The following is a 23765-nucleotide window of genomic DNA, read 5'->3' as shown; positions in this document are numbered from 1 at the left end:
CTAAAATAAATCCTGCTGAAACCGATTGCAGGCGATACCTGAATCGATTCATAAAACTAAGTGATTGATTTGGAATGGCTGAATCTTACGTCCGTAAGATCAAAGAAATTTCAGCGAGCAGTGACTCGACATGGATGTTTCGTTAAACAGTTCGTATCTTTAATTGCATACGGTACGCCGTGTTTATTTTACGGCGTGAAAGTATCAAGGAAAGCAGAGGAGGTAGCGAGTGAGTATTGCTATTATGATCGGTACTCACGGGGCCGCGGCGGAGCAGTTGCTAAAAACCGCCGAGATGTTGTTGGGCGAACAAAGTAACGTTGGCTTTATCGACTTCGTGCCCGGTGAGAATGCCGAGACCCTGATCGAAAAATACAGTCAGAAACTGGCGCAAATGGATACCGGCGAAGGGGTACTCTTCCTGGTGGACACCTGGGGCGGCAGCCCGTTCAACGCGGCCAGCCGGATCGTATTGGACAAAGAGCACTATGACGTGATCACCGGCGTCAACGTACCGATGCTGGTCGAAACCTTCATGGCCCGCGACGATAACCCTACGTTTGATGATCTGGTCGCCTTGGCCCTGGAAACCGGGCGTGAAGGCGTGCGCGCGCTGCGTGCCAAAGAGGAGGCCCCTGCTGCCAGCGCACCGAAAGCAGCTGCGCCGGTACAGGCGAAACCTGCGGCGCCGCTGAACCCGGAGGATCACATGAAGATCGGCCTGGCGCGTATTGACGATCGTCTGATCCACGGCCAGGTTGCCACCCGCTGGACCAAGGAAACCGGCGTCTCCCGCATCATCGTCGTCAGTGATGAGGTCGCCAACGACCACGTTCGCTCTACCCTGCTTAAGCAGGTGGCGCCGCCGGGCGTGACCGCCCACGTCGTCGATGTAGCCAAGATGATCCGCGTCTACAATAACCCGAAATACGCCAACGATCGCGTGATGCTGCTGTTTACCAACCCGGCCGATGTCGAGCGTCTGGTGGAGAACGGCGTCAAGATCACCACGGTGAACATCGGTGGTATGGCATTCCGCCAGGGGAAAACCCAGGTCAATAATGCCGTCTCCGTCGATGAAACGGATATCGAGGCCTTCAAAAAGCTGGATGCCCGCGGCATTGAGCTGGAGGTTCGCAAGGTATCCAACGATCCGCGTCTGAAGATGATGGACCTTATCAGTAAAATGAACTGATATGCCGTAAGGCATTGATTTAACTAACTCAGCTCTTTGGTCAAAGGAGAAGTACAATGGAGATTACCACTCTTCAGATTGTGCTGATATTTATCGTGGCATGTATTGCGGGGATGGGTTCTATCCTCGATGAGTTTCAGTTCCACCGTCCGCTGGTCGCCTGTACCCTGATCGGTATCGTACTCGGCGATATGAAGACCGGCATCATCATCGGGGGTACCCTGGAGATGATCGCCCTGGGCTGGATGAACATCGGCGCTGCCGTCGCACCCGATGCCGCCCTGGCCTCCATCATCTCGACCATCCTGGTCATCGCCGGTGGACAGAGCATCGGCGCCGGTATCGCGCTGGCGATCCCGCTGGCCGCCGCCGGTCAGGTGTTGACCATCATCGTACGTACCATCACCGTAGGCTTCCAGCACGCGGCTGACGGCGCCGCTGAGCGTGGGGATCTGCGCGCCATCTCTTACCTGCACTGCTCCGCCCTGCTGCTGCAGGCAATGCGCATCGCCATCCCGGCCGTTATCGTTGCCGTCTCCGTCGGTACCGATGCCGTTCACTCCATGCTGAGCGCCATTCCTGAGGTCGTCACCACTGGTTTGGGTATCGCCGGCGGTATGATCGTCGTCGTCGGTTACGCCATGGTCATCAACATGATGCGTGCCGGCTACCTGATGCCGTTCTTCTACCTGGGCTTTGTCACCGCCGCGTTCACCAACTTCAACCTGGTTGCACTGGGTGTGTTGGGTCTGGTCATGGCCATCCTGTATATCCAGCTCAGCCCGAAATACAACAAGGCGCAGGTGGTACAGTCCGCTGCCAACGGCAATAACGATCTCGACAACGAACTGGACTAAGGAAGGTGCGAATAAGCGGGGAAATTCTTCTCGGCTGACTCAGTCATTTCATTTCTTCATGTTTGAGCCGATTTTTTCTCCCGTAAATGCCTTGAATCAGCCTATTTAGACCGTTTCTTCGCCATTTAAGGCGTTATCCCCAGTTTTTAGTGAGATCTCTCCCACTGACGTATCATTTGGTCCACCCGAAACAGGTTGGCCAGGGTGAATAACATCGCCAGTTGGTTATCGTTTTTCAGCAGCCCCTTGTATCTGGCTTTCACGAAGCCGAACTGCCGCTTGATGATGCGAAACGGGTGCTCTACCTTGGCACGGATGCTGGCTTTCATGTATTCGATGTTGATGGCCGTTTTGTTCTTGCGCGGATGCTGCTTCAAGGTTTTTACCTTGCCGGGACGCTCGGCGATCAGCCAGTCCACATCCACCTCGGCCAGCTCCTCGCGCTGTGGCGCTCCTTGGTAGCCGGCATCGGCTGAGACAAATTGCTCCTCTCCATGAAGCAGATTACCCAGCTGATGAGGGTCATGCTCGTTGGCCGCGGTGGTGACTAGGCTGTGGGTCAGGCCACTCTTGGCATCGACACCAATGTGGGCCTTCATGCCAAAGTGCCACTGATTGCCTTTCTTGGTCTGATGCATCTCCGGATCGCGTTGCTGCTCTTTGTTCTTGGTAGAGCTGGGTGCCTCAATGATGGTGGCATCCACCAAAGTGCCTTGGGTCATCATGACGCCTGCTTCGGCCAGCCAGCGATTGATGGTCTTGAACAATTGACGGGCCAGTTGATGCTGCTCGAGCAGGTGGCGGAAATTCATGATGGTGGTGCGATCCGGCAGGGCGCTATCCAGGGATAATCGGGCAAACAGGCGCATGGAGGCGATTTCGTACAGGGCATCTTCCATGGCACCGTCGCTCAGGTTGTACCAATGCTGCATGCAGTGAATACGCAGCATGGTCTCCAGCGGATAGGGCCGTCGGCCATTGCCCGCCTTGGGATAAAACGGCTCGATGACAGCGGTCATATTCTGCCATGGCAGAATCTGCTCCATGCGGGAGAGGAAAATCTCTTTTCGGGTCTGACGGCGCTTAGTGCTGAATTCACTATCGGCGAAGGTGAGTTGATGGCTCATGATGTCCCTCTGGGATGCGCTCCGGATGAATATGATGATCTCATATCAGGAACTTGTTCGCACCTTCCCTAAGAGAGAAGGTGAGAAAAATGGTTGATACGACTTCATCTGTAACCCCGACTCAGGGTGAGAAGAGGCTGACCGCCGGCGATATTCGCGGTGTATTCCTGCGCTCTAACCTTTTCCAGGGCTCATGGAACTTCGAACGTATGCAGGCGCTGGGTTTCTGTTTCTCCATGGTGCCAGTGATCCGTCGCCTGTACCCGGAGAACAGCGAAGAGCGCCGCCAGGCGATCCGTCGCCATCTGGAGTTCTTTAACACCCAGCCGTTCGTCGCGGCGCCGGTCCTCGGCGTCACCATGGCGATGGAAGAAGAGCGCGCCAACGGCGCACCGATCGACGATGCCGCGATCAACGGTATCAAGGTCGGTCTGATGGGGCCGCTGGCCGGCGTCGGTGACCCGATCTTCTGGGGTACCGTCCGTCCGGTCTTCGCCGCCCTCGGCGCCGGTATCGCAATGACCGGTAGCCTGCTGGGCCCGATCCTGTTCTTCGTGCTGTTTAACCTGGTGCGTCTGCTGGTTCGTTACTACGGCGTCGCCTACGGCTATAAGAAAGGGGTCGATATCGTTTCCGATATGGGCGGCGGCTTCCTGCAGAAACTGACGGAAGGGGCGTCTATCCTCGGCCTGTTTGTCATGGGGGCCTTGGTCAACAAGTGGACCCACGTCAACATTCCGCTGGTGGTCTCCAAGGTGACCAACCAAGAGGGTCACACCACCGTCACCACGGTCCAGAATATTCTGGACCAGCTGATGCCGGGCCTGGTGCCGCTGCTGCTGACCTTTGGCTGTATGTGGCTGCTGCGCCGCAAGGTGAACGCCCTGTGGATCATCGTGGGCTTCTTCTTTATCGGTATCTTCGGTTACTGGATCGGCCTGCTCGGTCAGTAATCTCCCCAGCACCGGACGGCCCAAGCCGTCCGGTGCCGTTTTACCCCCAGCCTGCGGAGTTGTTCATGTCTTTAACCGATATCGCCCTGTTGGTCTTTATCGTGCTGTTTCTGCTGTACGCTATCTATGACGAAGCCATTATGCCGCGCCAACGCAGCGCGACCCTGCTGCGGGTGAACCTGAAGCGGCGCAATAAGGCCGATAGCCTGATCTTTATCGGGCTGCTGGCGATCCTGGCCTACCGCAACATCAGCGATCAGGGCGCCCCCTTTACCACCTGGCTATTGGCGACCCTCATGGTGGTCGCCATCTACACTTTTTACCTGCGCTGGCCCAAGCTGCTGTTTAAACAGCAGGGGTTCTACTATGGCAACGTGTTTATCGACTACGCCCGCATCCGTGGTATGAACCTGTCCGAAGATGGCTTTCTGGTCATCGACCTGGAAAAGCGGCGTCTGCTGATCCAGGTGGCCAACCTAGACTCGCTGGACGAGATCTTTAAGTTTATGCTGGAGCACCAGCAGAAGCCCGCGTAGGGAAGCCGTCCCCCTCTCCGCCGCCGCCTCAGTCGCGGCGGTAAACCCGGATCAGGAAGTCAGTCTCACACTCAAACGCCGCGCGCGCCTGCAGCGCCTCTGCAACCCCCTGCGGCGCCCGCCAGGCAAAGGGCGTCATCTGCAGCAACGCGGCCGCCTCGCTCCCGTTCAGTGTCATGGCATAGCCCAGGCGCTGGCGATCGACCAGGGTAAAGCCCGGCAGCGTCTCCGCCTTCTGCGCATGCAGATGCACCTCGGGGTAGACCAACGCTTTCATCTGATACAGATGGCGTTCCGCCGGCGTCACGGTCACCAGACAGCCGCCCGTCACCACCACTCGCGCCAGCTCCTGAGCATTGCACGGCGCGTAGATGCGTACCACACCGCCGATGCTGGCATCGGCGAACGGCAGGCGCAGACTGGACGCCACGCAGAAGTGAACCTGCGGATAGCGCCGCGCCGCATAGCGAATGGCCACCTTGGCGATATCCAGTCCATAGACCTGCGCCCCCCGCACACCGACCCAGTGGGCGGTGTAATACCCCTCGCCACAGCCGATGTCCAGGACGTTACAGCCGTCACCGGGTAAATAACGCGCTAGCAGGCCCTGTACGGCGTCGCGCAGCGGCAGGTAATGGTCCGCCTGCAAAAAGGCCCTGCGGGCCTGCATCATCTCACTGCTGTCGCCTGGCTGACGCGAGTGTTTAAACTGCACCGGCATCAGATTGACATATCCCTCTTTAGCGCAGTCAAAGCGATGGTTGTTAACGCAGCACCACTGGTGCGCATCGTGGCACAGCGGTGAGTGGCACAGGGGACATTGGTACGGCATGGCGTTTACTCTTATCGTGGAGGAATCGCGCCGCCGGCGATGGGGACGGACGCAACACAGGACGGGTATTATCAGGGGCGACGGTGCCAGGCGCAAGGCAAGCGCGCGGAGCATCGGTGCCCAGGCTGGCAACGGGCATAAAAAAACCCGCCGGCGGCGGGTTTTTAACCACTAACGCAGCTAACTTAGATAGCAGTTACGTTAACAGCAGACGGGCCTTTCTGGCCATCCTGGATTTCGAACTCTACGTGCTGACCTTCAGCCAGAGTTTTGAAACCGTTGCCCTGGATTGCAGAGAAGTGAACGAACACGTCCTTGCTGCCGTCAGCCGGGGTGATGAAACCGAAACCCTTCGCTTCGTTGAACCACTTCACTTGACCTTTGATCTTAGCCATCTTACGTATTTCCTTACTATTGATTAAACCGCCCGAGGGCGTTACACAGACAAACTAGAGTCGTTACTGCTTGAGGCACTAAGATAAGGTTCGGCAGAGAAGTAGTAAGCAACGCAAACGTTTTTACTCGGAACTTCTTTACTGAAAATGCCACACATAGACAGAACTGTACCTCGTTTTACTCCAATGCGTTATCACATACTCTCAATTCAATGGCAAGCCATTTTTATTCAGTGAACGACATGTCGCACAGAAATAAAACGGTCGGCGGAAAACTGGTCATGTTTATGCTGAAATAAGTTGCCATGCGTAGCGTTTTCTGCTGCCGCAGCGGCGTTCATTTTTCCAGCACTCACCCTTTGGTTTTCCTTGACTCTCATGTCCTCCTTTTTACGCTATTCTGACGCATTCGTCATCCTCTTATCCGCGAAAAAAGCGAAATAATAAGTTTAAAATGCGATGTATTATACATTTTGAGCCGATAGCATCCTGACTTTAGGCCAATCGCGCCATATTATTCATACTACAAATTGTTTTTTTAGCGCTTTTCAAAAAAAGTGCCAAATAGATCGCTCAGCCCCATAGCCCCATGCCATGTCGTGATATCACTCACAGTACTTATTGATAAGGTGTTGATTAAAATCGATATATTCTTACAGGATAATTATTTATATAATTATTCTGAAAAAAGGGTAATTTGTCGCCAGCCTGCGCCGGCGATGTAGCGAACGTCAAAGGGGAGAATGTCTCTGCGCGCCGCTGTTTATATGACCTATCTGATACCAGTGCAGCTTATATCACCTATCGCATACCAATAAGCCTGCAGCGTGAGCAGACAGGGCCACAGAGGAAAGGCAACGGATAAAAAAATACCCGACGTCGTTGCACTGCGCGACGTCCGCAGCAAAGACGGCAACGGACGTCGAATGCGCCGATTATTTTACCGGTAGCGCGATATCCTGAAACATCGCCTCTATTTCCTCATTACTGCGCAGCGCCAGCGCGGCATCGACCACCTCCCGCGTAAGATGAGGAGCAAAGCGAGCAATAAAATCGTACATATAGCTGCGCAGAAACGTACTGCGGCGAAAACCTATCTTCGTGGTGCTGTAGCCAAACAGGTGGCTGGCGTCCAGCGCGACCAGATCACCATCAATCTGCGGGTCCAGGGCCATTCCGGCGATCACTCCTACCCCCAGCCCCAGCCGCACATAGGTCTTAATCACATCCGCATCCGTTGCAGTAAAGACGATACGCGGCGTCAGCCCCGCCTGATTGAAGGCGCTGTCCAACGCGGAGCGCCCGGTGAAGCCAAAGGTGTAGGTCACCAAGGGGTACTCCGCCAGCTCTTCAATGCTGACCTGATCGCGTCCGGCCAGCGGATGGTCCGGCGTAACCACCAGCGCCCGGTTCCAGTGATAGCAGGGCAACATCACCAGATCGGCATACAGGTGCAGCGCCTCCGTCGCGATGGCGAAATCGGCGTTCCCCTTACAAACGGCCTCGGCAATTTGACTCGGCGACCCCTGATGCATATGCAGCGATACCCGCGGATAGCGCTTGATAAAATCCTGGATCACCGCAGGAAGGGCATAGCGGGCCTGCGTGTGGGTTGTCGCGACATACAGCGATCCCTGATCGGGATAGGTATGCTCGCCGGCTACAGCCTTGATGGCATCGACTTTGGACAGCACCTCGCGAGCAATCCGAATGATCTCCTGTCCCGCCGGCGTCACCTGAGTCAGGTGCTTGCCGCTGCGCGAAAAGATCTGAACCCCCAGCTCATCCTCCAGCATACGCACCTGCTTGCTGATACCGGGCTGTGAAGTGTAAAGCCCCTCGGCGGTAGAGGAGACGTTAAGGTTGTGGTTAACAACTTCAACAATATAACGAAGCTGCTGCAGTTTCATAGCCTGTGCCATCCTAAGTTGTTATTGGTTATTGCGACGCATGGCATGCAAATAACATTAAAAACCGGAAAACGGATTTAATATAACCACTATATCATTATGTTACTGAACGTATAAACAGATAACAAAGCAATAGCACTTGTTATTGCTCGGCCCGATGAGCCCCATAAAAATGCCGGCCCAAAGGCCGGCATAGAAGCATCTCCCTACGGGATTACTTTTTCTCTGATACGACCCACTTTCCATCGATAAAGAACGCGGTCCAGCCCGTCGCCTTACCGTCCTTCTCGCTGGAAACGTACTGCTGCTTGGTTTTCCGGCTAAAGCGCACCAGCGTAGCATTGCCCTGGGCATCCTGCTGCGGAGCCTCCGCCAGATAGCGCAGTTTTTCCGGCAGACGATCGCGGAAGCGATACAGCTCCTCCACCAGCGGGGCACGGGTTTCTCGTGATTTAGGGAAGGTATTGGCGGCCAGAAACACCCCCGCGGCGCCGTCACGCAGCACGAAATAGGCATCTGACTTCTCACACGCCAGCTCCGGCAGCGGCACAGGATCCTCCTTTGGCGGCGCGACCTCACCGTTACGCAGGATCTTACGGGTGTTTTTACAGGCTTCGTTGGTGCATCCCATATACTTACCAAAGCGCCCCATCTTCAGATGCATTTCGGCGCCGCACTTATCGCACTCCACGATCGGGCCGTCATACCCCTTGATACGAAACTCGCCCTCTTCCACCTCATAGCCATCGCAGGCGGGGTTATTGCCGCACACATGCAGCTTACGGTGGTTATCGATCAGGTAGCTGTCCATCGCCGTACCGCATTTCGGGCAGCGTCGCTTCGCGCGCAGAGCGTTGGTTTCCGCATCATCGCCCTCCAACACGTTAAGCACCTCGGCTTCTGGCACCAGATTGATGGTGGTTTTACAGCGCTCTTTGGGCGGTAGCGCATAACCAGAGCACCCCAGGAATACCCCGGTGCTGGCGGTGCGGATCCCCATCTGTCGCTCACAGGTCGGACAGGCGATGCTGGTCAGCACCATCGGGTTGGGACGCATCCCCCCCTCTTCCGGCGGCTTCTCCGCCACCTCCAGCTGTTGGCTGAAGTCGCTGAAAAAGCCGTCAAGCATCACTTTCCAGTCTGCCTGAGCGCTGGCGACGCGATCCAGGCCATCTTCCATGTGCGCGGTAAAGTCATAGCTCATCAGCTCGCGGAAGTTCTCTTCCAGGCGATCAGTCACGATCTCCCCCATCTTTTCCGCGTAGAAGCGACGGTTATCGGTGCGCACATAGCCGCGATCCTGGATCGTCGAGATAATCGCCGCATAGGTCGACGGGCGGCCGATGCCGCGCTTCTCCAGCTCTCGCACCAGCGAGGCTTCGCTGAATCGGGCCGGAGGCTTGGTAAAGTGCTGGCTGGGCTGCAGCTGCAGCAAATCCAGCGCCCGCCCGCTCTCCACCGCCGGCAGGGCGCGATCCTCATCGCCCTTACGCAGCTGTGGCAGCACCCGGGTCCAGCCATCAAAGCGCAGAGTACGCCCGCGCGCCTTCAGGGTATAATCCGCGGCCTGTACAGTAATGGTCGTGGCATCATACTTGGCCGCCGTCATCTGGCAGGCGACGAACTGGCGCCAGATCAGCTGATACAGCTTCAGCGCATCGGCCTCCATCCCCTTGAGATCGTCGGCCAGCACGCTGACGTCCGATGGGCGAATCGCCTCGTGAGCCTCTTGGGAATTATCCTTGCTGGCGTAGACGTTGGCCTCCGCCGGCAGGTACTCCGCGCCAAAATTATCGCCGATATAGCCCCGCACCATATTCAGGGCGTCCTGGCTCAGGTTGGTCGAGTCGGTACGCATATAGGTAATGTACCCTGCCTCATACAGACGCTGGGCCATCATCATGGTTTTCTTCACCCCAAAGCCAAGGCGGGTACTGGCCGCCTGCTGCAGGGTCGAGGTGATAAAGGGTGCCGACGGCTTGCTGCTGGTCGGCTTGTCCTCGCGCTCGCGCACCGCGAAGCGGGCGTGCTCCAGCGCGGCAACGGCCGCCTGACTCTGGGCGGCGTTGACCGGCTTAAACGGTTTATCGTTGCAGTGGGTCACCTGAGCCTGGAAGCTGACCTCTGCGCCAACGGCGAGATCGGCCCGCAGCTCCCAATACTCTTCCGGCACGAAGGCCTTGATTTCACGCTCCCGCTCAACGATCAACCGTACGGCGACGGACTGGACTCGGCCGGCCGAGAGGCCGCGAGCGACCTTTTTCCACAGCAGCGGCGACACCATATAGCCCACCACGCGATCCATGAAACGGCGCGCCTGCTGGGCGTTGACCCGATCGATATTCAGTTCACCGGGCTGACTGAATGCCTGCTGAATGGCGTTTTTGGTAATTTCGTTAAACACCACGCGACTGTAGCGGCTGTCATCACCGCCGATCACCTCGCGCAGATGCCATGCGATGGCCTCTCCTTCGCGGTCAAGGTCGGTTGCCAGATAAATGTGATCGGCTTTCTCGGCCAGGGACTTTAGCTCAGACACCACCTTCTCTTTGCCCGGCAGAACTTCGTAATGCGCCTGCCAGCCGTGATAGGGGTCGACCCCCATACGATTGACCAACGCATCGCGCTCATTCTTTTTGGCCTTCGTCTTCGCTTTATCGTCGGTCGAGGCCGCGCCCTTCTTACTGGCTGAGCCACTGGTCGGCAGATCGCGGATATGACCGACGCTGGACTTCACCACGTAGTCATTGCCGAGATACTTATTTATGGTTTTGGCCTTTGCCGGGGACTCAACTATAACGAGAGCTTTACCCATAATTCTCTTTACCTGAATGCATCCTTCTGTTGCCAGAAGCCTTTAATTCGCCATTAAGCCGGCACTGTATAGAACTCTTTTGTATATTGCGACAGGCGCCGTAGAGGTCAAGGCAATTGTGTCCAAACGCGCTATCGTTGCGCAAGTGCTCCACAATTTACTGATCTATCGCAATATTTCGCCCACACGCTCCGCGGCAGATTAGCCGACGCGCGCAGAGTGTAAACAATAGATTCCGTACGGATCAAGAAGTGCCTCACTCTACCCGATCGCCAGCGCCACGCAACTTAATTAGCACGCGCCGCACATTTTTACCAATTTTCACCTCGCGTGTCCCCCTCTTTGCCCTGGGGGGAAGACAGGGTAAAATAGTGGAAAAGTAACAGTTGGAGAGAGAAAATGTTCAGTGAAACCACCCCCATCACACGTGAACAGCTGCTGGCCGAAGCCAACCAGATCATCCGCGATCATGAAGATTATATGAAAGGTATGGTCGCAACCGACGTCGAACAGAAAGGCAACGTGCTGGTTTTCCGCGGCGAGTTTTTTCTGGATGAAGACGGCCTGCCGACGCCGAAGAGCACCGCGGCCTTCAACATGTTTAAGCATCTGGCCCACAGGCTGTCAGAGAAATACCACCTGGTCGACTGACGCTGGCCACCCTGCATGCGCCGGATACTGCGAAGGACGCGACGACACGCGTCCTTCGCGTTTTCCTTAGGGCAGCGGGCGCTGGCTGCGTTGCCACCAGCGCAGCAGCAGCGTATCGGCCCCCTGCGCCGCCGCCATGCCCATTCGGGCCATGAGCCCCTTACGGCGCACGTAGCGCACGCCGATCACGTCGGCCTGCTCCATCTCCGCGATCAGCAGATCGTCACTGGTGCTCAGCGCATCCACCAGCCCCTTCTCCAGCGCCTGCTCGCCGTACCAGTGCTCGCCGGTCGCCACGCTATCCACGTCCAGCGACGGGCGCTGACGCTGCACAAACTGCTTGAACAGCAGGTGGGTTTCATCCAGCTCCTGACAGAACTTTTCCCGACCGGCATCGGTATTCTCGCCAAACAGCGTCAGCGTACGCTTAAACTCGCCGGCGGTATGCAGCTCCACGTCGACATCGTTTTTCTTCAGCCAGCGATTAAAGTTGGGGATTTGGGCCACAACCCCAATGGAGCCGATAATAGCGAACGGCGCCGCCACAATACGATCGGCGACGCAGGCCATCATATAGCCGCCGCTGGCCGCTACCTTATCGACCGCCACCGTCAGGCGCACCCCGGCCTGACGCAGACGCTTTAACTGCGAGGCAGCCAGGCCGTAGCCGTGCACTACGCCTCCCGGACTTTCCAGACGCAGCAGTACGCTATCCTGCGGACCGGCCACCGCCAGCACCGCGCTGATCTCCTCGCGCAGCGAACCCACCTCGCGAGCATCCATGCTGCCGGCAAAGTCGAGCACATAGACGCAGGGCTTCTCTGCCGCCAGCAGGCCGCCGCGCGCCTCTGACTTACGCTGTTTCTCCTCTGCCTTGGCCACCTTCTTCTGTAGACGGCGCCACTGCTTCAGCGCAGCCCCCTGCAGGCGAGCGCTGCGCATGCTGCGCTGCATGGTTCGGTACTGTTCGCCCAAGTCCGTCAGCAGCAGCTCTCCGCCGCCGTTACCCTGACGCTGGCGCAGTCCAACCACCAGTAATACAACCGCCGCAGCGACCACGACCAGCGTCGCCGCCTTGGCCAAAAACAGGCTATATAAAGATAACCACTCCACACTCACCGCCTTGTTGCTCGTTATGTTAATGCCATCGGCCAAGGCCTCCTCATCTCCGGAGGCGATAGCCCTGCGTCAGACAGCCTAAGGCCATGTCACAAAATTTCAAGCGTTGTCAGGTAAACCGGCGGTAAAACCGCCAGTATGACGCCATTCGTCATATTCCCGTTGACCGGGGCGCAGGCGACGGGCTATAGATCTGCCCTCGGAGAATTTCCCCCCTACGCGAACGCTTTGGGAGTGTTATGGTGCAATATCAAGCCCCCGCAGCCCTGTTACAGGGCCGCACTATTCTGGTCACCGGCGCCAGCGCCGGCATTGGCCGCGAGGCGGCCCTGAGCTACGCCCGCCACGGCGCACGGCTGATCCTGCTAGGTCGCGACGCCGGGCGATTGGGCGCCGTCAGCCGCCAGATCATCACCGATGGCGCCCCGAGCCCCCACGTCCTCTGCTGTGATCTGATGACGCTGTCACCGGCGCAGAGCCAGGCGCTGGCGGACGATCTCGCCCGGCGATTCGGTCATCTGGATGGTCTGCTCCACTGCGCCGGTCTGCTCGGCAGCATCACACCGCTGGCGCAGCAGGCCTATAGCGAGTGGCAGAGCGTGATGCAGGTCAACCTTAACGCCGCATTTCTGTTGACTCGCGATCTGCTGCCGCTGCTGCGGCGAGCCGAGCGAGCCTCGATAATCTTCACCAGCTCCAGCGTCGGACGAGCAGGGCGTGCCGGCTGGGGCGCCTATGCGGTCTCCAAGTTCGCAACCGAAGGACTGATGCAGGTATGGGCCCAGGAGCTGGCGGGCAGCGCGATACGGGTCAACGCGATTAACCCGGGCGCCACGCGTACCGCGATGCGAGCCAGCGCATTTCCCGGCGAAGATCCGCAGACGCTGCGCACTCCGGCGCAGATTATGCCGCTGTATCTCTATCTGATGGGAGACGACAGCCTGGGGGAAAATGGGCGCAGCCTGGATGCCCAGCCGGGGCGGCGCCCCGGGACAGCCGGTTAACCCATCGACATGACGCGCGGCGCAAGCGCCGCGCTCTGCAGGAGAAAATCATGGATCGGCAACGCCATCAGCAGCGCCAGCAGCGTCTGAAGGACAAAGTGGATGCACGCATCGCCGCCGCCCGCGAGGAGCGCGGCATCATCATAATTTTTACCGGCAACGGTAAGGGGAAAAGCACCGCCGCCTTCGGTACCGTGGCACGGGCCGTCGGCCACGGCAAGCAGGTCGGCGTCGCGCAGTTTATCAAGGGCACCTGGGAAAACGGCGAGCGTAACCTGCTGGAGCCCCACGGCGTCGAATTTCACGTCATGGCCAGCGGTTTTACCTGGGAAACGCAGGATCGCGAGGCAGATATCCAGGCCGCGCGGCTCGTCTGGCAACAGGCGCAGCGAATGCTCGCCGACCCGCAGTACGATCTGGTGGTGCTGGATGAGTTGACCTACATGATCAGCTACCGCTATCTGGCGCTGGAGACTCTGCTCGCCGCCCTGCGCGACCGACCGCCGCACCAGTCGGTGATCATCACCGGGCGCGCTTGTCACCGCGATCTGATCGCCCTGGCCGATACCGTCAGCGAAATCCGCCCGGAAAAACATGCCTTCAACGCCGGCGTCAAGGCGCAGAGAGGCATCGACTGGTAATCTCGCGCCGCGGCGCTAGTTCACCGCGCTGCGATCGTTAAGGCTGCGGATCACCGCAAAACCCTGTCGGACCGCGATCAGACTGTGGCTGCCCTGGCTGAATGAGAAGTGCCACATACTCTCCGCCGCCATGCCCAGCAGGCGGGCGCACAGCAGAGAGAGCACCCCCTGATGCGCGACCACCAGCACCCGCTGCCCCTCGTGACGCGCCAGCAGCTCTGCCAGCACCGCCTCCACCCGGGCGCTAAAGCCGACGAACCCCTCGCCGCCCGGCGGCACAGCACTGCGCCAGTCGTCGCACCAAGCGCGATAGGCTGCGCTCTGCTGGCGTGCCAGATCGCGGTGATGGCACAGTTCCCATTCACCAAAGTTGATCTCATCGAGCCCCGCATGGACGTGAAACGGCCCCTGCGCGCCGATGATGGGGCGCAGGGTCTGCTGGGTACGCCGCAGGCGGCTGGCGTAGGCGGCGTCGAACGCGATCCCCTGCAGTTGATGCGCCACGGCCTGCGCCTGCTGGTGTCCCTGCGGCGTCAGCGCCACATCGCTGCTGCCGCAGTAGACGCCATCCCGATTGGCCTGCGTCTCACCGTGACGAACCAGATAGAGCTCCATGGGGCATCCTCAGTACAGCGACAGCAGAAACACCAGCGCAAACAGCTCGTTTGCCGCGCCCAGGGTATCCCCGGTCTGCCCCCCCAGCCGCATGTTGATAAAAGCCCGGTACATCAAGGCAAAGAGGTAGGTAATAAACGCGGCCAGCACGGCGTGCCAATGCAGCAGGCCAAACACCAGCAGCAGACCGATAACCAGGGTCAGCGCGTAGTGGCTGCCGCTGATTTTACCAATATACAGATTGCCCATGCCGCTCTCGCGCGCATAGCGCTGACGGAACATCATGACGGCCAGCAGCGTGCGGCTGAGCACCGGCATCGCCACCAGCACAGCGTAGATATGCAGGCTACCGCCTGCCAGGTGCTGGATCAGTAGCACCTGCAGCAGGATCACAAAGATCAGCGCCAGGGTTCCGTTGGTACCAATGCGGCTGTCGCGCATGATCTCCAGCATGCGATCGCGCGGACGGGCGGAGAACAGCCCATCGCAGGTGTCCGCCAGGCCGTCGAGGTGAAAGGCGCCGGTCACCAGGGTCGTCGCCAGCACCGCAGCGACCGCCCCCAGCCAGCTGCCGTAGGTGGTCGCCAGTACGCCATAGGCCAGCGCGCTGATTACCCCGATAACCAAGCCCACAAAAGGAAAATAGATGATGCCGCGCGGATAATCATTCAGGGTCAGATCATCGCTGCAGCGCGGCGATACCGGGATCCGGGTCATAAACTGCAGGGTCGCAAGAAAGAGTTTCATTGTCCGTTAAGCCATCCATAAAAAAGTGCCGCACCGTCCCCGCGGCCTCCATCCAGGCAACGCGCCGTGATACGATCCAATAAGGTACTGATACCCCTATAGTAATACCACTTTCTGTGCTGGATTCCAGCCTTGGCAGAGGAAAATACCTGAGACAGGCCGTCCGTTCGACTAACCCACTAACTGGACGCGAGGCATCGAAATCTACAGCCTCACCCTTTTGCAACGCGGTTTGTTGATGCATGTTGGCTTGCCTAAACCTATCCAGCATCACGATGGACATAGAGCCCCGCACCTCGGTGAGCTCCGCGCCCGATGGGGCCTTAAAAGCCGCACGGCCGCAGTGCACCATTTTTATGTTAGCGTTTCATCAGGCCGATATGCCGTTCATGCCCTCAATCGTCAGCCTCCGCCAAACCCGATTGGGCGCTGCTTACAGCGCATTCTCTAGGCGTTTTATCACGGCGACGACGATCGGCCTACGGATGCCAAACGCCGGCAAAAAGCCTACCTCTGATCGGTCCTGTTAACGTTATCTCGGACCCGCGACGCCCTGCCCCGCAGAGGTGAGCATGGCTCGCTGAGCTTCGGTTCGTGGCTGCGCCAGCCGCATGACGGGAGCGGATACCGCTTCGTAGACCGCGGCTGCGTCGACAACGCCGTGCCGATCGCGGTTCACCAAGGGGCGGGCGCTCTGCGGAGGCACCAGCGCGGCCCCATGACCTCAGCCGACGCTCCGCCGCGCCATAGCCTGGGCGCAGGCCACCATCCCCCGTGACGGATAGCGCTGCCGCTAAAACGCCAGCCGTCTGGCAGCGGGGGCCTTTTTACGCGGCCGCTCCCTGCCCGGTTTATCCTGGCATTGAACCTAGCGCTCAGGCTTGCCGCGATCGCTGCCACTCAGCGTAGCGTTTCGCATAATGGTCTTCTCCATAAAGAAACACCCTGTCAGCGTAGCGCTCACAGGGTGGTGGGGACCATCTCATTAACCGCCGTCAGACGGTCTAGCGCGACAGACTCAGCCGCGCTTCGTGGCCGGCGCACGACGGCTGCCGCCGCTGTGCTGGCCGTGGCGTTTAACCGCACGCCGGATTTGGTTGGCCTTCATTCGGCGACGCTCACGCTCAACCGGCAGCTTACTGGCGGTCTCCGCCTGCAGCTCCACCAGCTCACGCAGATAGTTAATATTTTCCAGCGGCAGCTCCTGCCAACCGCCGCGCGGCAGCCCCTTCGGCAGGGGAAGATCGCCGTAGCGTACGCGGATCAGGCGGCTCACCTGTACGCCGACGGCTTCCCACAGGCGACGCACTTCGCGGTTACGCCCCTCGGTCAGAGTGACGTTGTACCACTGGTTCAGACCCTCGCCGCCCTGAAAACTGATGCTCTTAAAGCTGGCGGGGCCATCCTCCAGCTGTACGCCGCGGCGCAGCTGGCGCAGCTTGTCTTCGTCAACCTGGCCGAAAACGCGCACCGCGTACTCACGCTCGACTTCCCGGCTCGGGTGCATGAGACGGTTGGCCAGCTCACCGTCCGTAGTAAACAGCAGCAAACCCGAGGTGTTAATATCCAGGCGTCCCACGGCGATCCAACGCGAACCGCGCAGACGGGGAAGACGATCGAACACCGTCGGGCGTCCTTCTGGATCGCGGCGGGTGCACAGCTCGCCTTCCGGCTTGTAGTAGGCTAGTACGCGGCAGATCTCCTGCTCGGACTCACGGATGGAGACCACCCGGCCATCAACGCGGATTTTCATGTTGGGCATCACCTCAACACGATCTCCCAGCGTAGCCAGCTTACCGTCCACGCTGACCCGCCCCTCTTTGATCAGCGCTTCGATTTCACGGCGTGAGCCATGACCGGCGCGGGCAAGAACTTTCTGTAATTTTTCGCTCATTGAGCAACCTCAGCTGTCGCCTTCACAGGCGTCGTTATTGTTGACCGGCCGCCGCGGCGACCGGTGCTAAAACAGGCGTCGCTATCCGCCGGGCATGGGCCCGACTCAACGCGGGCGCTTATTTTACACGAAATCAATGCATATGCCGTGAATAATTTACAGGCCGCGCCCACGGCGATGCCGTAAGCAATTCTTAAGATCTTTCTGCTGTAATGCGCTGCGTCCCGATAGCCGTGTCAGCTTTTGTCAGGGGCGTAAAATTGCCTAAATCCACTGGGCCAGGGGCCTGGGATCCCGTAGGCTGCCACTATCCCGCGCGATCCCGCCGGGTTTTAAAGGAGTTTCTATGACCGACGTTTCTTCTGCCACTTCGACCACCGGCCGCCTGCGTAGTTTTCTGCAGCAGCAGATGCAATACTGGCGGATGTATCTGTCGCGCCAGTCGCGCAAGATGGGGCTGGAGGGCAAACTGCGCCAGGCGCTGATGCTGGTGAGCGCCGTCGTAATGATGACCCTGCTGATGGCCGGTTTCCTGCTGTTTAATCTGGTGGTCTTAAGCGTCGCCATCGTAGGCGGCCTGCTGGCGCTGCTGCGCCCGCGCCGCCCGATAACCCAGGGGCCCCGCCACTCTAATCCCTTCTGATTTTCCAGCCGCCGCCCGGTGCGCTTCAGCCATCAACGCGGCGGCCTGCCCTTTTTCCCTCCGCCAAATTCTGAAATAATAGCCCGATATTCAACGGAGGCTATTATGAGTTTTAATCTGGCAACGCTGCCCCAGGCACAGATGGATCGCATCAATGTCGATCTGGCGGCTAGCGGGGTATCCTATAAAGAGCGTTACCGTATGCCGGTGATCGCTGAACAGGTCGAACGCGAGCAGCCCGAGGCGCTACGCGGCTATTTCCGGGAACGCCTGCAGTATTACCGCACCCTGACGCTGCAGACCCTTCCCTATGATATGGACGGTCACCGCTAAGGTGTCCAGGCCATTTTCCACCGCGGAGAGCCGATGACCCAGCAACAACGCAATGCCGCACTGGTCTGCGCCCTGAGCGAATGGATCGAGCGACATCTGGGGCGCGATATCTACCTGGATGAGCTGGCCCGTTATTCAGGCTATTCGCTATGGCATATGCAAAAGATCTTCCGGGAAACCACCGGTATGTCGCTGGGGCGCTATATTCGCCTGCGCAAGCTCACCGGCGCCGCCCGGCGCCTGCGCCACAGCGATGAGGGGATCATCGATATCGCGCTGTGCTACGGCTTTGCCTCTCAGTCCCACTTTACCTATATGTTTCGTAAACACTTTGGCATGACGCCAACCCGCTACCGTCTGCAGGCCGAGCAGCCCACCACGCCGGCGCCGGCGCTACATCACCAGTACGCCGCCGCGGCGCAAAGCGCCTGACGGCCATGTCTCGCCGCTACCGTGCCACCGCACGCCATCTGGCATCCCTGCTGCGCGATCCACTGCTGCTGCTGCCGCTGCTGCTCGCCATCGCCCTGTTACCCTTTACGCCCCTGCCGCTCAGCAGTCTGCCCGCCGCCATCGACTGGCATACGATTATCACGCTGACCGGTCTGCTACTGTTGAGCAAAGGGGTAGAGAACAGCGGCTACCTTGACTGGCTGGGACAGCGTATCATCGCCCGGCTGCACAGCGAGCGCGCCACCGCGCTGCTGCTGGTCATCGCCTCTCTGCTGCTTGCCGCCGTTTTGACCAACGATGTCGCGCTGTTTATCGTGATACCGCTGACCCTGGCCCTGAAAAAGCTGGCCAACGTGGCGGTCACCCGGCTGATCGTGCTCGAAGCGCTGGCGGTCAACGTGGGCTCGCTGCTCACCCCCATCGGCAACCCCCAGAACATCCTGCTCTGGGGGCGCTCGGGGTGGGGGTTCTGGCCGTTTATTGCACAGATGCTGCCGCTGGCGGCGACGCTGAGCGCCCTGCTGCTGCTACTGACCTACCTGTCGACGCCGCGCCGCCGCCTCAGACTGCCCAACGCCGCCGCGCCGCCCGATCGGCGACGTCGCCAGCTGTGGAGCTGTCTCGCGCTGTATCCCCTGTTTATCGCCGCCATCGACGCCGGTTACCCCGCGCCGGGGCTGCTGCTGCTGGCGGCGGTGTTGCTCTACCTGGCACCGACGACCCTTCGCCGCATCGACTGGCCTCTGCTAGCCGTCTTTATCCTCATGTTTATCGATGTCCGTCTGCTGATAAGTCTGCCGCCGCTGGAAGGCCTATGCCAGCGGGCGGCGCAGATGCAAGGGGGGGCGCTGTACCTGGCGGCGATAGCCCTGAGCCAGCTCATCAGCAATGTTCCCGCCACCATTCTGCTGCTGGGCATTCAGCCACCCAGTCTCCCCCTGGCCTATGGCGTCAATATCGGCGGCTTTGGTTTTGCGCTGGGCTCCATGGCCAACCTGATCGCTCTGCGCATGGCTGGCGGGCGCCGTATCTGGGGCCTATTTCATCTGTACAGCCTCCCCGCCCTGCTGCTGGCGGCGCTGCTCGGCGGAGGGCTACTGTAGCCTGCGGGCGGCTTATTCCTTCTGGTTATTAATAATCCCACAATGTGATTTAGTAAAGATCACACTATCGGTTAGCCTGCTCTCATCGGCCACCTGCGGCCGCGTCCGAACAACACCAAACCATAAATGAGGCGGGAATATGATGAAAAAAACAGCCCGAGCTCTGCTGGCCCTCACCCTGCTTAGCGGCGGTGCGCTGGCCCAGAGCAGCGACGATTTCACTGCGATACAGTCCGCAGGCAGCATCAAGTTTGGCACCGAGGGAACCTATCCGCCCTATACCTACCACGATGCCAGCGGCAAGCTGGTCGGGTTTGATGTCGATATCGCCCGCGCCGTGGCCGCCAAGATGGGACTGAAGCCCGTCTTTGTCGAGGGGCGCTGGGACGGTCTGATCGCCGGGCTGTCGGCCAAACGCTACGATGCGGTGATCAATCAGGTGGGGATCACCCCAGAGCGCCAGGCTAAATTTGACTTCTCCGACCCCTATATTGGTGCGAAGGCGGTGCTGATCGTCCGCAGCGACAATACCCGGCTAAACAGCTTTGACGATCTGCGCGGGCAGAAAGCGGCCCAGAGTCTAACCAGCAACTATGCCAAGCTGGCGGAGCACTATGGCGCAGATCTGGTGCCGACCGATGGTTTCAACCAGTCGCTGGAGCTGGTGATCAGCGGCCGGGCGGCGGCCACGCTGAACGATAACCTCTCTTACCTCGACTTTCGGCAGCATAAGCCCAATGCCCCCCTCAAGGTGGTGGCCGTAGCGGATCAACGCGCCGACTCTGCGATTCTGGTGCGTAAAGGCCAGCCCCAGCTGGTCGCAGCGCTGAACCGCGCACTGAGCGAGATCCGCGCCGATGGTACTTACCAGACCCTATCTCAGCGCTACTTCGGCAGCGACGTCTCACAATAATCGCCGCCGCGCATTTCCGGCGTTATCCCGCCGCCCTGGCGGCGGGTGCCCAGATACGGAGTCTCCATCATGCCCCACTGGCTGTCCCCCCTGATCGCTATCCTGCCGCATCCCGACTGGCTGCAGCCGGTCGCTGACGCCTTCTGGCCGCTACTCTCCGCCGCGCTGCGCTTCTCCCTACCGCTGGCGCTGCTCTCCTTCTGCGGCGGCCTACTGGTGGGGCTGGCCACCGCGTTAATCCGCCTGTACGCCATTCGGCCGCTGAAGCTCTGTGCCGACTTCTATGTCTGGGTTTTCCGCGGAACCCCGCTGCTGGTACAGCTGTTCCTGATCTTTTATGGTCTGCCGAGCGCCGGGATCACGCTGGATGCCTTTCCCGCCGCGCTGATCGGTTTTACCCTCAACGTCGGCGCCTACAGCTCAGAGATCGTACGCGGCGCCATCCTGTCGGTTCCTCAGGGCCAGTGGGAGGCGGCCAGCGCCATCGGTATGAACAGCGGTCAGGCGATGCGCCGGGTGATCCTGCCGCAGTCGGTCTTTGTCAGCCTGCCGCCGCTCTCCAACGCCTTTATCTCGCTGATAAAGGACACCTCTCTGGCCGCGGTGATCACCGTGCCGGAGATGTTTCTCGCCGCCCAGCGCATTGTGGCGGTCAACTATGAGCCGCTGATCATCTACAGCGAAACGGCGCTGATCTATCTGGCCTTCAGCACCCTGCTCGGTAAGCTGCAGCTGCGCCTGGAGCGCTATTACCGTCGCTACGAGTAAAGCATCGGCAACAGAAATCGCCCCATCGCCGGGGGGAAGAGACAAAAAAAAACCCGCAGGCAGCGCCTGCGGGCTCAAATGCAATGAGAAACTCTATGTCGAAATTATTCAACAACCATAGGCTATCACACTACATTTTTTTAACAATTTATTTTCGTTAAACTGTGCAGAGCATCACCTTAATGCGCAGCGCTTTCCGCCTCGCGAGAGAACTTCAGCTCGATCAGCGCGATGGCTTTCTGCACCCCGCGCCGGGTCACCTCATCGATGTCCCGCTGGTTAAAATCGATGCTTTTCAGCTGCTGCGCCATTTTGGCTCGCACCTCGGCCGAGGCGATCAGCTCGATCACATCCAGGATCTGTTTGATCACCAGTTGACAGGCCACCAGATCGGAGGCCAGCTCATCGCGCTCACTCAACATCTGCGACATGGAGTTTCCTTAATTAACACGGCAAATAAACAGGGCATGCGGCTACGCCGCCGACCTCACTGAAAGGGCTTGGGATCGCCGGCGCCGACGCGTACCACCAGCGGCGTATCGTCGGTCAAGTCGATCACCGTCGTCGGCTGCTGCCCCAGGTAGCCACCGTGGATCACCAACTCCACCTGTTTCCCCAGACGCTCCTGGATCTCCTCCGGATCGGACTCGGCAAACTCGCTGTCCGGCAACATCAGGGTGGTGGACATCAGCGGTTCGCCCAGCTCGGCCAGCAAATCCTGCGCAATTGGATTGGATGGCACCCGCAGGCCGATAGTCTTGCGCTTCTCGCTCATCAGCCGACGGGGAACCTCTTTGCTCGCCTTCAGAATAAAGGTATAGCCGCCCGGCGTATTGTTTTTCAGCAGACGGAAAGCCGCATTGTCCACAAAGGCATAGCTGGAGAGCTCGGAGAGATCCCGGCATACCAGGGTAAAGTTGTGATTGCTGTCGATGCGCCGGATGCGACAGATCCGCTCCATGGCATTTTTCTCTTCCAGCATACAGCCCAGCGCATAGCCGGAGTCCGTGGGATAAACGATCACCCCACCTTTATGCAGCACCTCCACCACCTGCTTGATCAGGCGCGGCTGCGGATTTTCTGGGTGAATATAAAACAATTGACTCATAACGCCTCCAGTAGACTCGCGCCGGGTTGGGAAGCCTGCGGCACCGAAGCCCAATGCGTCCAGACGGGGAGCACCCCATCGGGTAAGGAAAGGCCCCGTCCCAGATCCAGATAGGGCGTAGGCTGATGAAAGTCAGACCCCTGCGAGGCCGATAGCGCAAACTGGCGAGCCAGCAGCCCCAGTTGGTGACGCTCATGGGGCGGCTGCTGGCATTGGGCAACCTCCAGCGCGTCGCCGCCGGCGGCGCAGAACGTCGTCAGCAGGCGTTTCAGCCATTTGCCGCTCAGACGGTAGCGCCCGGGGTGCGCCAGCACCGCCACGCCGCCCGCCTGATGGATCGCCGCCACGGCATCGGCTATCGTGCCCCACTGCGGGGGAACATAGCCGGTCTTACCGCGCGCCAGAAAATGTTTAAACACGTCTGCGCTGCGGGTCGCGTAGCCGCGTTCAACCAGGTAGCGGGCAAAATGTCCCCGGGTCAGCTGTGCGCCCTGCGCCAGGCGCTGCGCCCCCTCCAGCGCGCCCTCAATCCGGGCCCGCGCCAGGCGGCGCCCGATCTCCGCGGCGCGCTCGTCGCGCCGCTGCGCCTGCAGCGTCAGAAAGGCGCCCAGCGCCGGGCTGTCCACATCCACATTCAGTCCCACTACGTGAATTTCATGATGCTCCCACAGCGTAGAAATCTCTACGCCGGCGATCAGCGCCAGGGGCAGCGACTGATCGGCGATCGCCTGACGGGCGGCGGCGATGCCGCCTAACGTATCGTGATCGGTGATCGCCAGGGCCGTAACGCCCCGCTCCACGGCCCGCGCCACCAGCGCCTCAGGGCTCAGTAGCCCATCTGACGCCCAGGTATGGCTGTGTAAATCAAACAGCGCCGGGCGTTCCTCTGGGAAATACGCTAACACCATGGATCTCCACTGCAAATCGGTTATGACCCTCATCATAGCGTTTTACGCCCTGTGGCACTAATGCGGATAGCGCCCCAACGCCACAGATGATGAAAAAATGCGCCGCGGCATTGACATGACACCATGAAACTAGTTTACTAGTACGCAAGTTCACTCAGGAGCTAATTGGAGCGCGTCATGCAGAAAACACCGAGCCTCTCTCTCGACACCACCATCGTCCACGGATGGCGTCCTCATCGCACTCG

26 protein-coding genes are annotated in these 23765 nt (G+C 59.3%); 13 read left to right on the top strand and 13 right to left on the bottom strand.

Annotated elements, in window-relative coordinates:
* Window positions 1–229: 229 nt before the first annotated feature.
* Both manX and ETEE_RS16160 read left to right on the top strand, forming a co-directional pair.
* Complete coding sequence (gene manX / locus ETEE_RS16165) at window positions 230–1195, top strand: PTS mannose transporter subunit IIAB (RefSeq protein ID WP_034165040.1); 966 nt, start codon at window positions 230–232, stop codon at window positions 1193–1195.
* A gap of 56 nt (window positions 1196–1251) precedes the next feature.
* Window positions 1252–2052, top strand: a complete 801-nt coding sequence (locus ETEE_RS16160; RefSeq protein WP_012848409.1) for a PTS mannose/fructose/sorbose transporter subunit IIC — start codon at window positions 1252–1254, stop codon at window positions 2050–2052.
* A 146-nt stretch (window positions 2053–2198) separates the two neighbouring features.
* Here the strand turns inward: ETEE_RS16160 and ETEE_RS16155 are convergent, their stop codons facing one another.
* The gene (locus tag ETEE_RS16155; RefSeq protein ID WP_038631564.1) at window positions 2199–3179 is read right to left on the bottom strand and encodes an IS5-like element ISKpn26 family transposase; all 981 of its coding nucleotides are present in this window, start codon (window positions 3177–3179) and stop codon (window positions 2199–2201) included.
* An 89-nt stretch (window positions 3180–3268) separates the two neighbouring features.
* On the opposite strand from ETEE_RS16155, the gene ETEE_RS16150 reads away from it, so the two are divergent.
* Both ETEE_RS16150 and ETEE_RS16145 read left to right on the top strand, forming a co-directional pair.
* Window positions 3269–4132, top strand: coding sequence for a PTS mannose transporter subunit IID (locus ETEE_RS16150; protein WP_034165156.1), 864 nt, complete (start codon window positions 3269–3271; stop codon window positions 4130–4132).
* 65 nt (window positions 4133–4197) lie between these two features.
* On the top strand, window positions 4198–4668 hold the full coding sequence (locus tag ETEE_RS16145) for a DUF986 family protein (protein WP_034165155.1): 471 nt from the start codon (window positions 4198–4200) through the stop codon (window positions 4666–4668).
* A 28-nt stretch (window positions 4669–4696) separates the two neighbouring features.
* On the opposite strand, the gene rlmA is transcribed toward ETEE_RS16145, so the two are convergent.
* The 5 genes from rlmA to topA all read right to left on the bottom strand — a co-directional run bounded on the left by rlmA (window position 4697) and on the right by topA (window position 10620).
* Window positions 4697–5500, bottom strand: a complete 804-nt coding sequence (gene rlmA / locus ETEE_RS16140; protein WP_034165154.1) for a 23S rRNA (guanine(745)-N(1))-methyltransferase — start codon at window positions 5498–5500, stop codon at window positions 4697–4699.
* Between the two features lie 185 nt (window positions 5501–5685).
* Complete coding sequence (gene cspE, locus ETEE_RS16135) at window positions 5686–5895, bottom strand: transcription antiterminator/RNA stability regulator CspE (RefSeq protein WP_004094893.1); 210 nt, start codon at window positions 5893–5895, stop codon at window positions 5686–5688.
* A gap of 41 nt (window positions 5896–5936) precedes the next feature.
* The gene (locus tag ETEE_RS20430; RefSeq protein WP_071818514.1) at window positions 5937–6053 is read right to left on the bottom strand and encodes a DUF2627 domain-containing protein; all 117 of its coding nucleotides are present in this window, start codon (window positions 6051–6053) and stop codon (window positions 5937–5939) included.
* A 777-nt stretch (window positions 6054–6830) separates the two neighbouring features.
* Entirely contained in the window at window positions 6831–7805 is a 975-nt protein-coding gene (gene cysB, locus ETEE_RS16130) for an HTH-type transcriptional regulator CysB (protein ID WP_034165153.1), read from the bottom strand.
* Window positions 7806–8019: 214 nt separating this feature from the next.
* Window positions 8020–10620 (bottom strand): type I DNA topoisomerase, encoded by a 2601-nt coding sequence (topA, locus tag ETEE_RS16125; RefSeq protein ID WP_034165152.1) that lies wholly within the window; start codon window positions 10618–10620, stop codon window positions 8020–8022.
* Between the two features lie 399 nt (window positions 10621–11019).
* Between topA and ETEE_RS16120 the strand changes: the two genes are divergently transcribed.
* A complete protein-coding gene (locus ETEE_RS16120; protein ID WP_034165151.1) occupies window positions 11020–11271 on the top strand; it encodes a YciN family protein in 252 nt (83 codons plus the stop codon).
* 66 nt (window positions 11272–11337) lie between these two features.
* Here the strand turns inward: ETEE_RS16120 and sohB are convergent, their stop codons facing one another.
* Entirely contained in the window at window positions 11338–12384 is a 1047-nt protein-coding gene (gene sohB, locus ETEE_RS16115; RefSeq protein WP_034165164.1) for a protease SohB, read from the bottom strand.
* Window positions 12385–12632: 248 nt separating this feature from the next.
* Here sohB and ETEE_RS16110 point away from each other — a divergent pair, with 248 nt between their 5' ends.
* Window positions 12633–13394 (top strand): YciK family oxidoreductase, encoded by a 762-nt coding sequence (locus ETEE_RS16110; protein ID WP_370634784.1) that lies wholly within the window; start codon window positions 12633–12635, stop codon window positions 13392–13394.
* A gap of 50 nt (window positions 13395–13444) precedes the next feature.
* Entirely contained in the window at window positions 13445–14035 is a 591-nt protein-coding gene (gene cobO / locus ETEE_RS16105) for a cob(I)yrinic acid a,c-diamide adenosyltransferase (protein ID WP_034165149.1), read from the top strand.
* Window positions 14036–14050: 15 nt separating this feature from the next.
* Here the strand turns inward: cobO and ETEE_RS16100 are convergent, their stop codons facing one another.
* The 3 genes from ETEE_RS16100 to rluB form a co-directional block, all read right to left on the bottom strand.
* Window positions 14051–14650: an adenosylcobalamin/alpha-ribazole phosphatase gene (locus tag ETEE_RS16100; RefSeq protein ID WP_034165148.1), complete on the bottom strand. Its 600-nt coding sequence runs from the start codon at window positions 14648–14650 to the stop codon at window positions 14051–14053.
* 9 nt (window positions 14651–14659) lie between these two features.
* Complete coding sequence (gene cobS / locus ETEE_RS16095) at window positions 14660–15397, bottom strand: adenosylcobinamide-GDP ribazoletransferase (protein ID WP_034165147.1); 738 nt, start codon at window positions 15395–15397, stop codon at window positions 14660–14662.
* Window positions 15398–16415: 1018 nt separating this feature from the next.
* Entirely contained in the window at window positions 16416–17291 is an 876-nt protein-coding gene (gene rluB, locus ETEE_RS16090) for a 23S rRNA pseudouridine(2605) synthase RluB (protein WP_034165146.1), read from the bottom strand.
* 346 nt (window positions 17292–17637) lie between these two features.
* Between rluB and ETEE_RS16085 the strand changes: the two genes are divergently transcribed.
* From ETEE_RS16085 to ETEE_RS16060, 6 genes are all read left to right on the top strand, one after another.
* The gene (locus ETEE_RS16085; protein ID WP_034165145.1) at window positions 17638–17934 is read left to right on the top strand and encodes a hypothetical protein; all 297 of its coding nucleotides are present in this window, start codon (window positions 17638–17640) and stop codon (window positions 17932–17934) included.
* Between the two features lie 105 nt (window positions 17935–18039).
* Window positions 18040–18267 (top strand): DNA polymerase III subunit theta, encoded by a 228-nt coding sequence (locus ETEE_RS16080; RefSeq protein ID WP_034165144.1) that lies wholly within the window; start codon window positions 18040–18042, stop codon window positions 18265–18267.
* Between the two features lie 33 nt (window positions 18268–18300).
* Window positions 18301–18699, top strand: coding sequence for a helix-turn-helix domain-containing protein (locus tag ETEE_RS16075; protein WP_012848395.1), 399 nt, complete (start codon window positions 18301–18303; stop codon window positions 18697–18699).
* Window positions 18700–18704: 5 nt separating this feature from the next.
* Entirely contained in the window at window positions 18705–19823 is a 1119-nt protein-coding gene (locus tag ETEE_RS16070; RefSeq protein ID WP_034165143.1) for an SLC13 family permease, read from the top strand.
* A 142-nt stretch (window positions 19824–19965) separates the two neighbouring features.
* A complete protein-coding gene (locus ETEE_RS16065; protein WP_034165163.1) occupies window positions 19966–20736 on the top strand; it encodes an amino acid ABC transporter substrate-binding protein in 771 nt (256 codons plus the stop codon).
* A 69-nt stretch (window positions 20737–20805) separates the two neighbouring features.
* Entirely contained in the window at window positions 20806–21504 is a 699-nt protein-coding gene (locus ETEE_RS16060; RefSeq protein WP_049703768.1) for an amino acid ABC transporter permease, read from the top strand.
* 179 nt (window positions 21505–21683) lie between these two features.
* On the opposite strand, the gene ETEE_RS16055 is transcribed toward ETEE_RS16060, so the two are convergent.
* Genes ETEE_RS16055 through rnm form a run of 3 tightly spaced genes read right to left on the bottom strand, consistent with a single transcriptional unit; the run spans window position 21684 to window position 23520 of the window.
* A complete protein-coding gene (locus ETEE_RS16055) occupies window positions 21684–21935 on the bottom strand; it encodes a DUF2766 family protein (protein WP_034165142.1) in 252 nt (83 codons plus the stop codon).
* A gap of 56 nt (window positions 21936–21991) precedes the next feature.
* Window positions 21992–22612 carry an L-threonylcarbamoyladenylate synthase gene (locus ETEE_RS16050; protein ID WP_034165141.1) on the bottom strand — a complete coding sequence of 207 codons (621 nt, stop codon included), beginning with the start codon at window positions 22610–22612 and terminating at the stop codon, window positions 21992–21994.
* Window positions 22609–23520 (bottom strand): RNase RNM, encoded by a 912-nt coding sequence (gene rnm / locus ETEE_RS16045; RefSeq protein ID WP_081926437.1) that lies wholly within the window; start codon window positions 23518–23520, stop codon window positions 22609–22611. The genes ETEE_RS16050 and rnm overlap by 4 nt, the downstream gene beginning before the upstream one ends.
* Window positions 23521–23765: the final 245 nt, after the last annotated feature.

This window comes from Edwardsiella anguillarum ET080813 (assembly GCF_000264765.2).
GTDB lineage: Bacteria > Pseudomonadota > Gammaproteobacteria > Enterobacterales > Enterobacteriaceae > Edwardsiella > Edwardsiella anguillarum.
The sequence above is the reverse complement of the archived record's forward strand: the minus strand, read 5'-3'. Positions and strand labels throughout refer to the sequence as shown.

Excerpts from the sequence above, each read along its gene's own strand:
- ETEE_RS16160 (WP_012848409.1), top strand. The coding sequence starts at position 1,252 with ATGGAGATTACCACTCTTCAGATTGTGCTGATATTTATCGTGGCATGT.
- ETEE_RS16155 (WP_038631564.1), bottom strand. The coding sequence starts at position 3,179 with ATGAGCCATCAACTCACCTTCGCCGATAGTGAATTCAGCACTAAGCGC.
- ETEE_RS16150 (WP_034165156.1), top strand. The coding sequence starts at position 3,269 with ATGGTTGATACGACTTCATCTGTAACCCCGACTCAGGGTGAGAAGAGG.
- ETEE_RS16145 (WP_034165155.1), top strand. The coding sequence starts at position 4,198 with ATGTCTTTAACCGATATCGCCCTGTTGGTCTTTATCGTGCTGTTTCTG.
- rlmA (WP_034165154.1), bottom strand. The coding sequence starts at position 5,500 with ATGCCGTACCAATGTCCCCTGTGCCACTCACCGCTGTGCCACGATGCG.
- cspE (WP_004094893.1), bottom strand. The coding sequence starts at position 5,895 with ATGGCTAAGATCAAAGGTCAAGTGAAGTGGTTCAACGAAGCGAAGGGT.
- ETEE_RS20430 (WP_071818514.1), bottom strand. The coding sequence starts at position 6,053 with ATGTGTGGCATTTTCAGTAAAGAAGTTCCGAGTAAAAACGTTTGCGTT.
- cysB (WP_034165153.1), bottom strand. The coding sequence starts at position 7,805 with ATGAAACTGCAGCAGCTTCGTTATATTGTTGAAGTTGTTAACCACAAC.
- topA (WP_034165152.1), bottom strand. The coding sequence starts at position 10,620 with ATGGGTAAAGCTCTCGTTATAGTTGAGTCCCCGGCAAAGGCCAAAACC.
- ETEE_RS16120 (WP_034165151.1), top strand. The coding sequence starts at position 11,020 with ATGTTCAGTGAAACCACCCCCATCACACGTGAACAGCTGCTGGCCGAA.
- cobO (WP_034165149.1), top strand. The coding sequence starts at position 13,445 with ATGGATCGGCAACGCCATCAGCAGCGCCAGCAGCGTCTGAAGGACAAA.
- ETEE_RS16100 (WP_034165148.1), bottom strand. The coding sequence starts at position 14,650 with ATGGAGCTCTATCTGGTTCGTCACGGTGAGACGCAGGCCAATCGGGAT.
- cobS (WP_034165147.1), bottom strand. The coding sequence starts at position 15,397 with ATGAAACTCTTTCTTGCGACCCTGCAGTTTATGACCCGGATCCCGGTA.
- rluB (WP_034165146.1), bottom strand. The coding sequence starts at position 17,291 with ATGAGCGAAAAATTACAGAAAGTTCTTGCCCGCGCCGGTCATGGCTCA.
- ETEE_RS16085 (WP_034165145.1), top strand. The coding sequence starts at position 17,638 with ATGACCGACGTTTCTTCTGCCACTTCGACCACCGGCCGCCTGCGTAGT.
- ETEE_RS16080 (WP_034165144.1), top strand. The coding sequence starts at position 18,040 with ATGAGTTTTAATCTGGCAACGCTGCCCCAGGCACAGATGGATCGCATC.
- ETEE_RS16075 (WP_012848395.1), top strand. The coding sequence starts at position 18,301 with ATGACCCAGCAACAACGCAATGCCGCACTGGTCTGCGCCCTGAGCGAA.
- ETEE_RS16070 (WP_034165143.1), top strand. The coding sequence starts at position 18,705 with ATGTCTCGCCGCTACCGTGCCACCGCACGCCATCTGGCATCCCTGCTG.
- ETEE_RS16065 (WP_034165163.1), top strand. The coding sequence starts at position 19,966 with ATGAAAAAAACAGCCCGAGCTCTGCTGGCCCTCACCCTGCTTAGCGGC.
- ETEE_RS16060 (WP_049703768.1), top strand. The coding sequence starts at position 20,806 with ATGCCCCACTGGCTGTCCCCCCTGATCGCTATCCTGCCGCATCCCGAC.
- ETEE_RS16055 (WP_034165142.1), bottom strand. The coding sequence starts at position 21,935 with ATGTCGCAGATGTTGAGTGAGCGCGATGAGCTGGCCTCCGATCTGGTG.
- ETEE_RS16050 (WP_034165141.1), bottom strand. The coding sequence starts at position 22,612 with ATGAGTCAATTGTTTTATATTCACCCAGAAAATCCGCAGCCGCGCCTG.
- rnm (WP_081926437.1), bottom strand. The coding sequence starts at position 23,520 with ATGGTGTTAGCGTATTTCCCAGAGGAACGCCCGGCGCTGTTTGATTTA.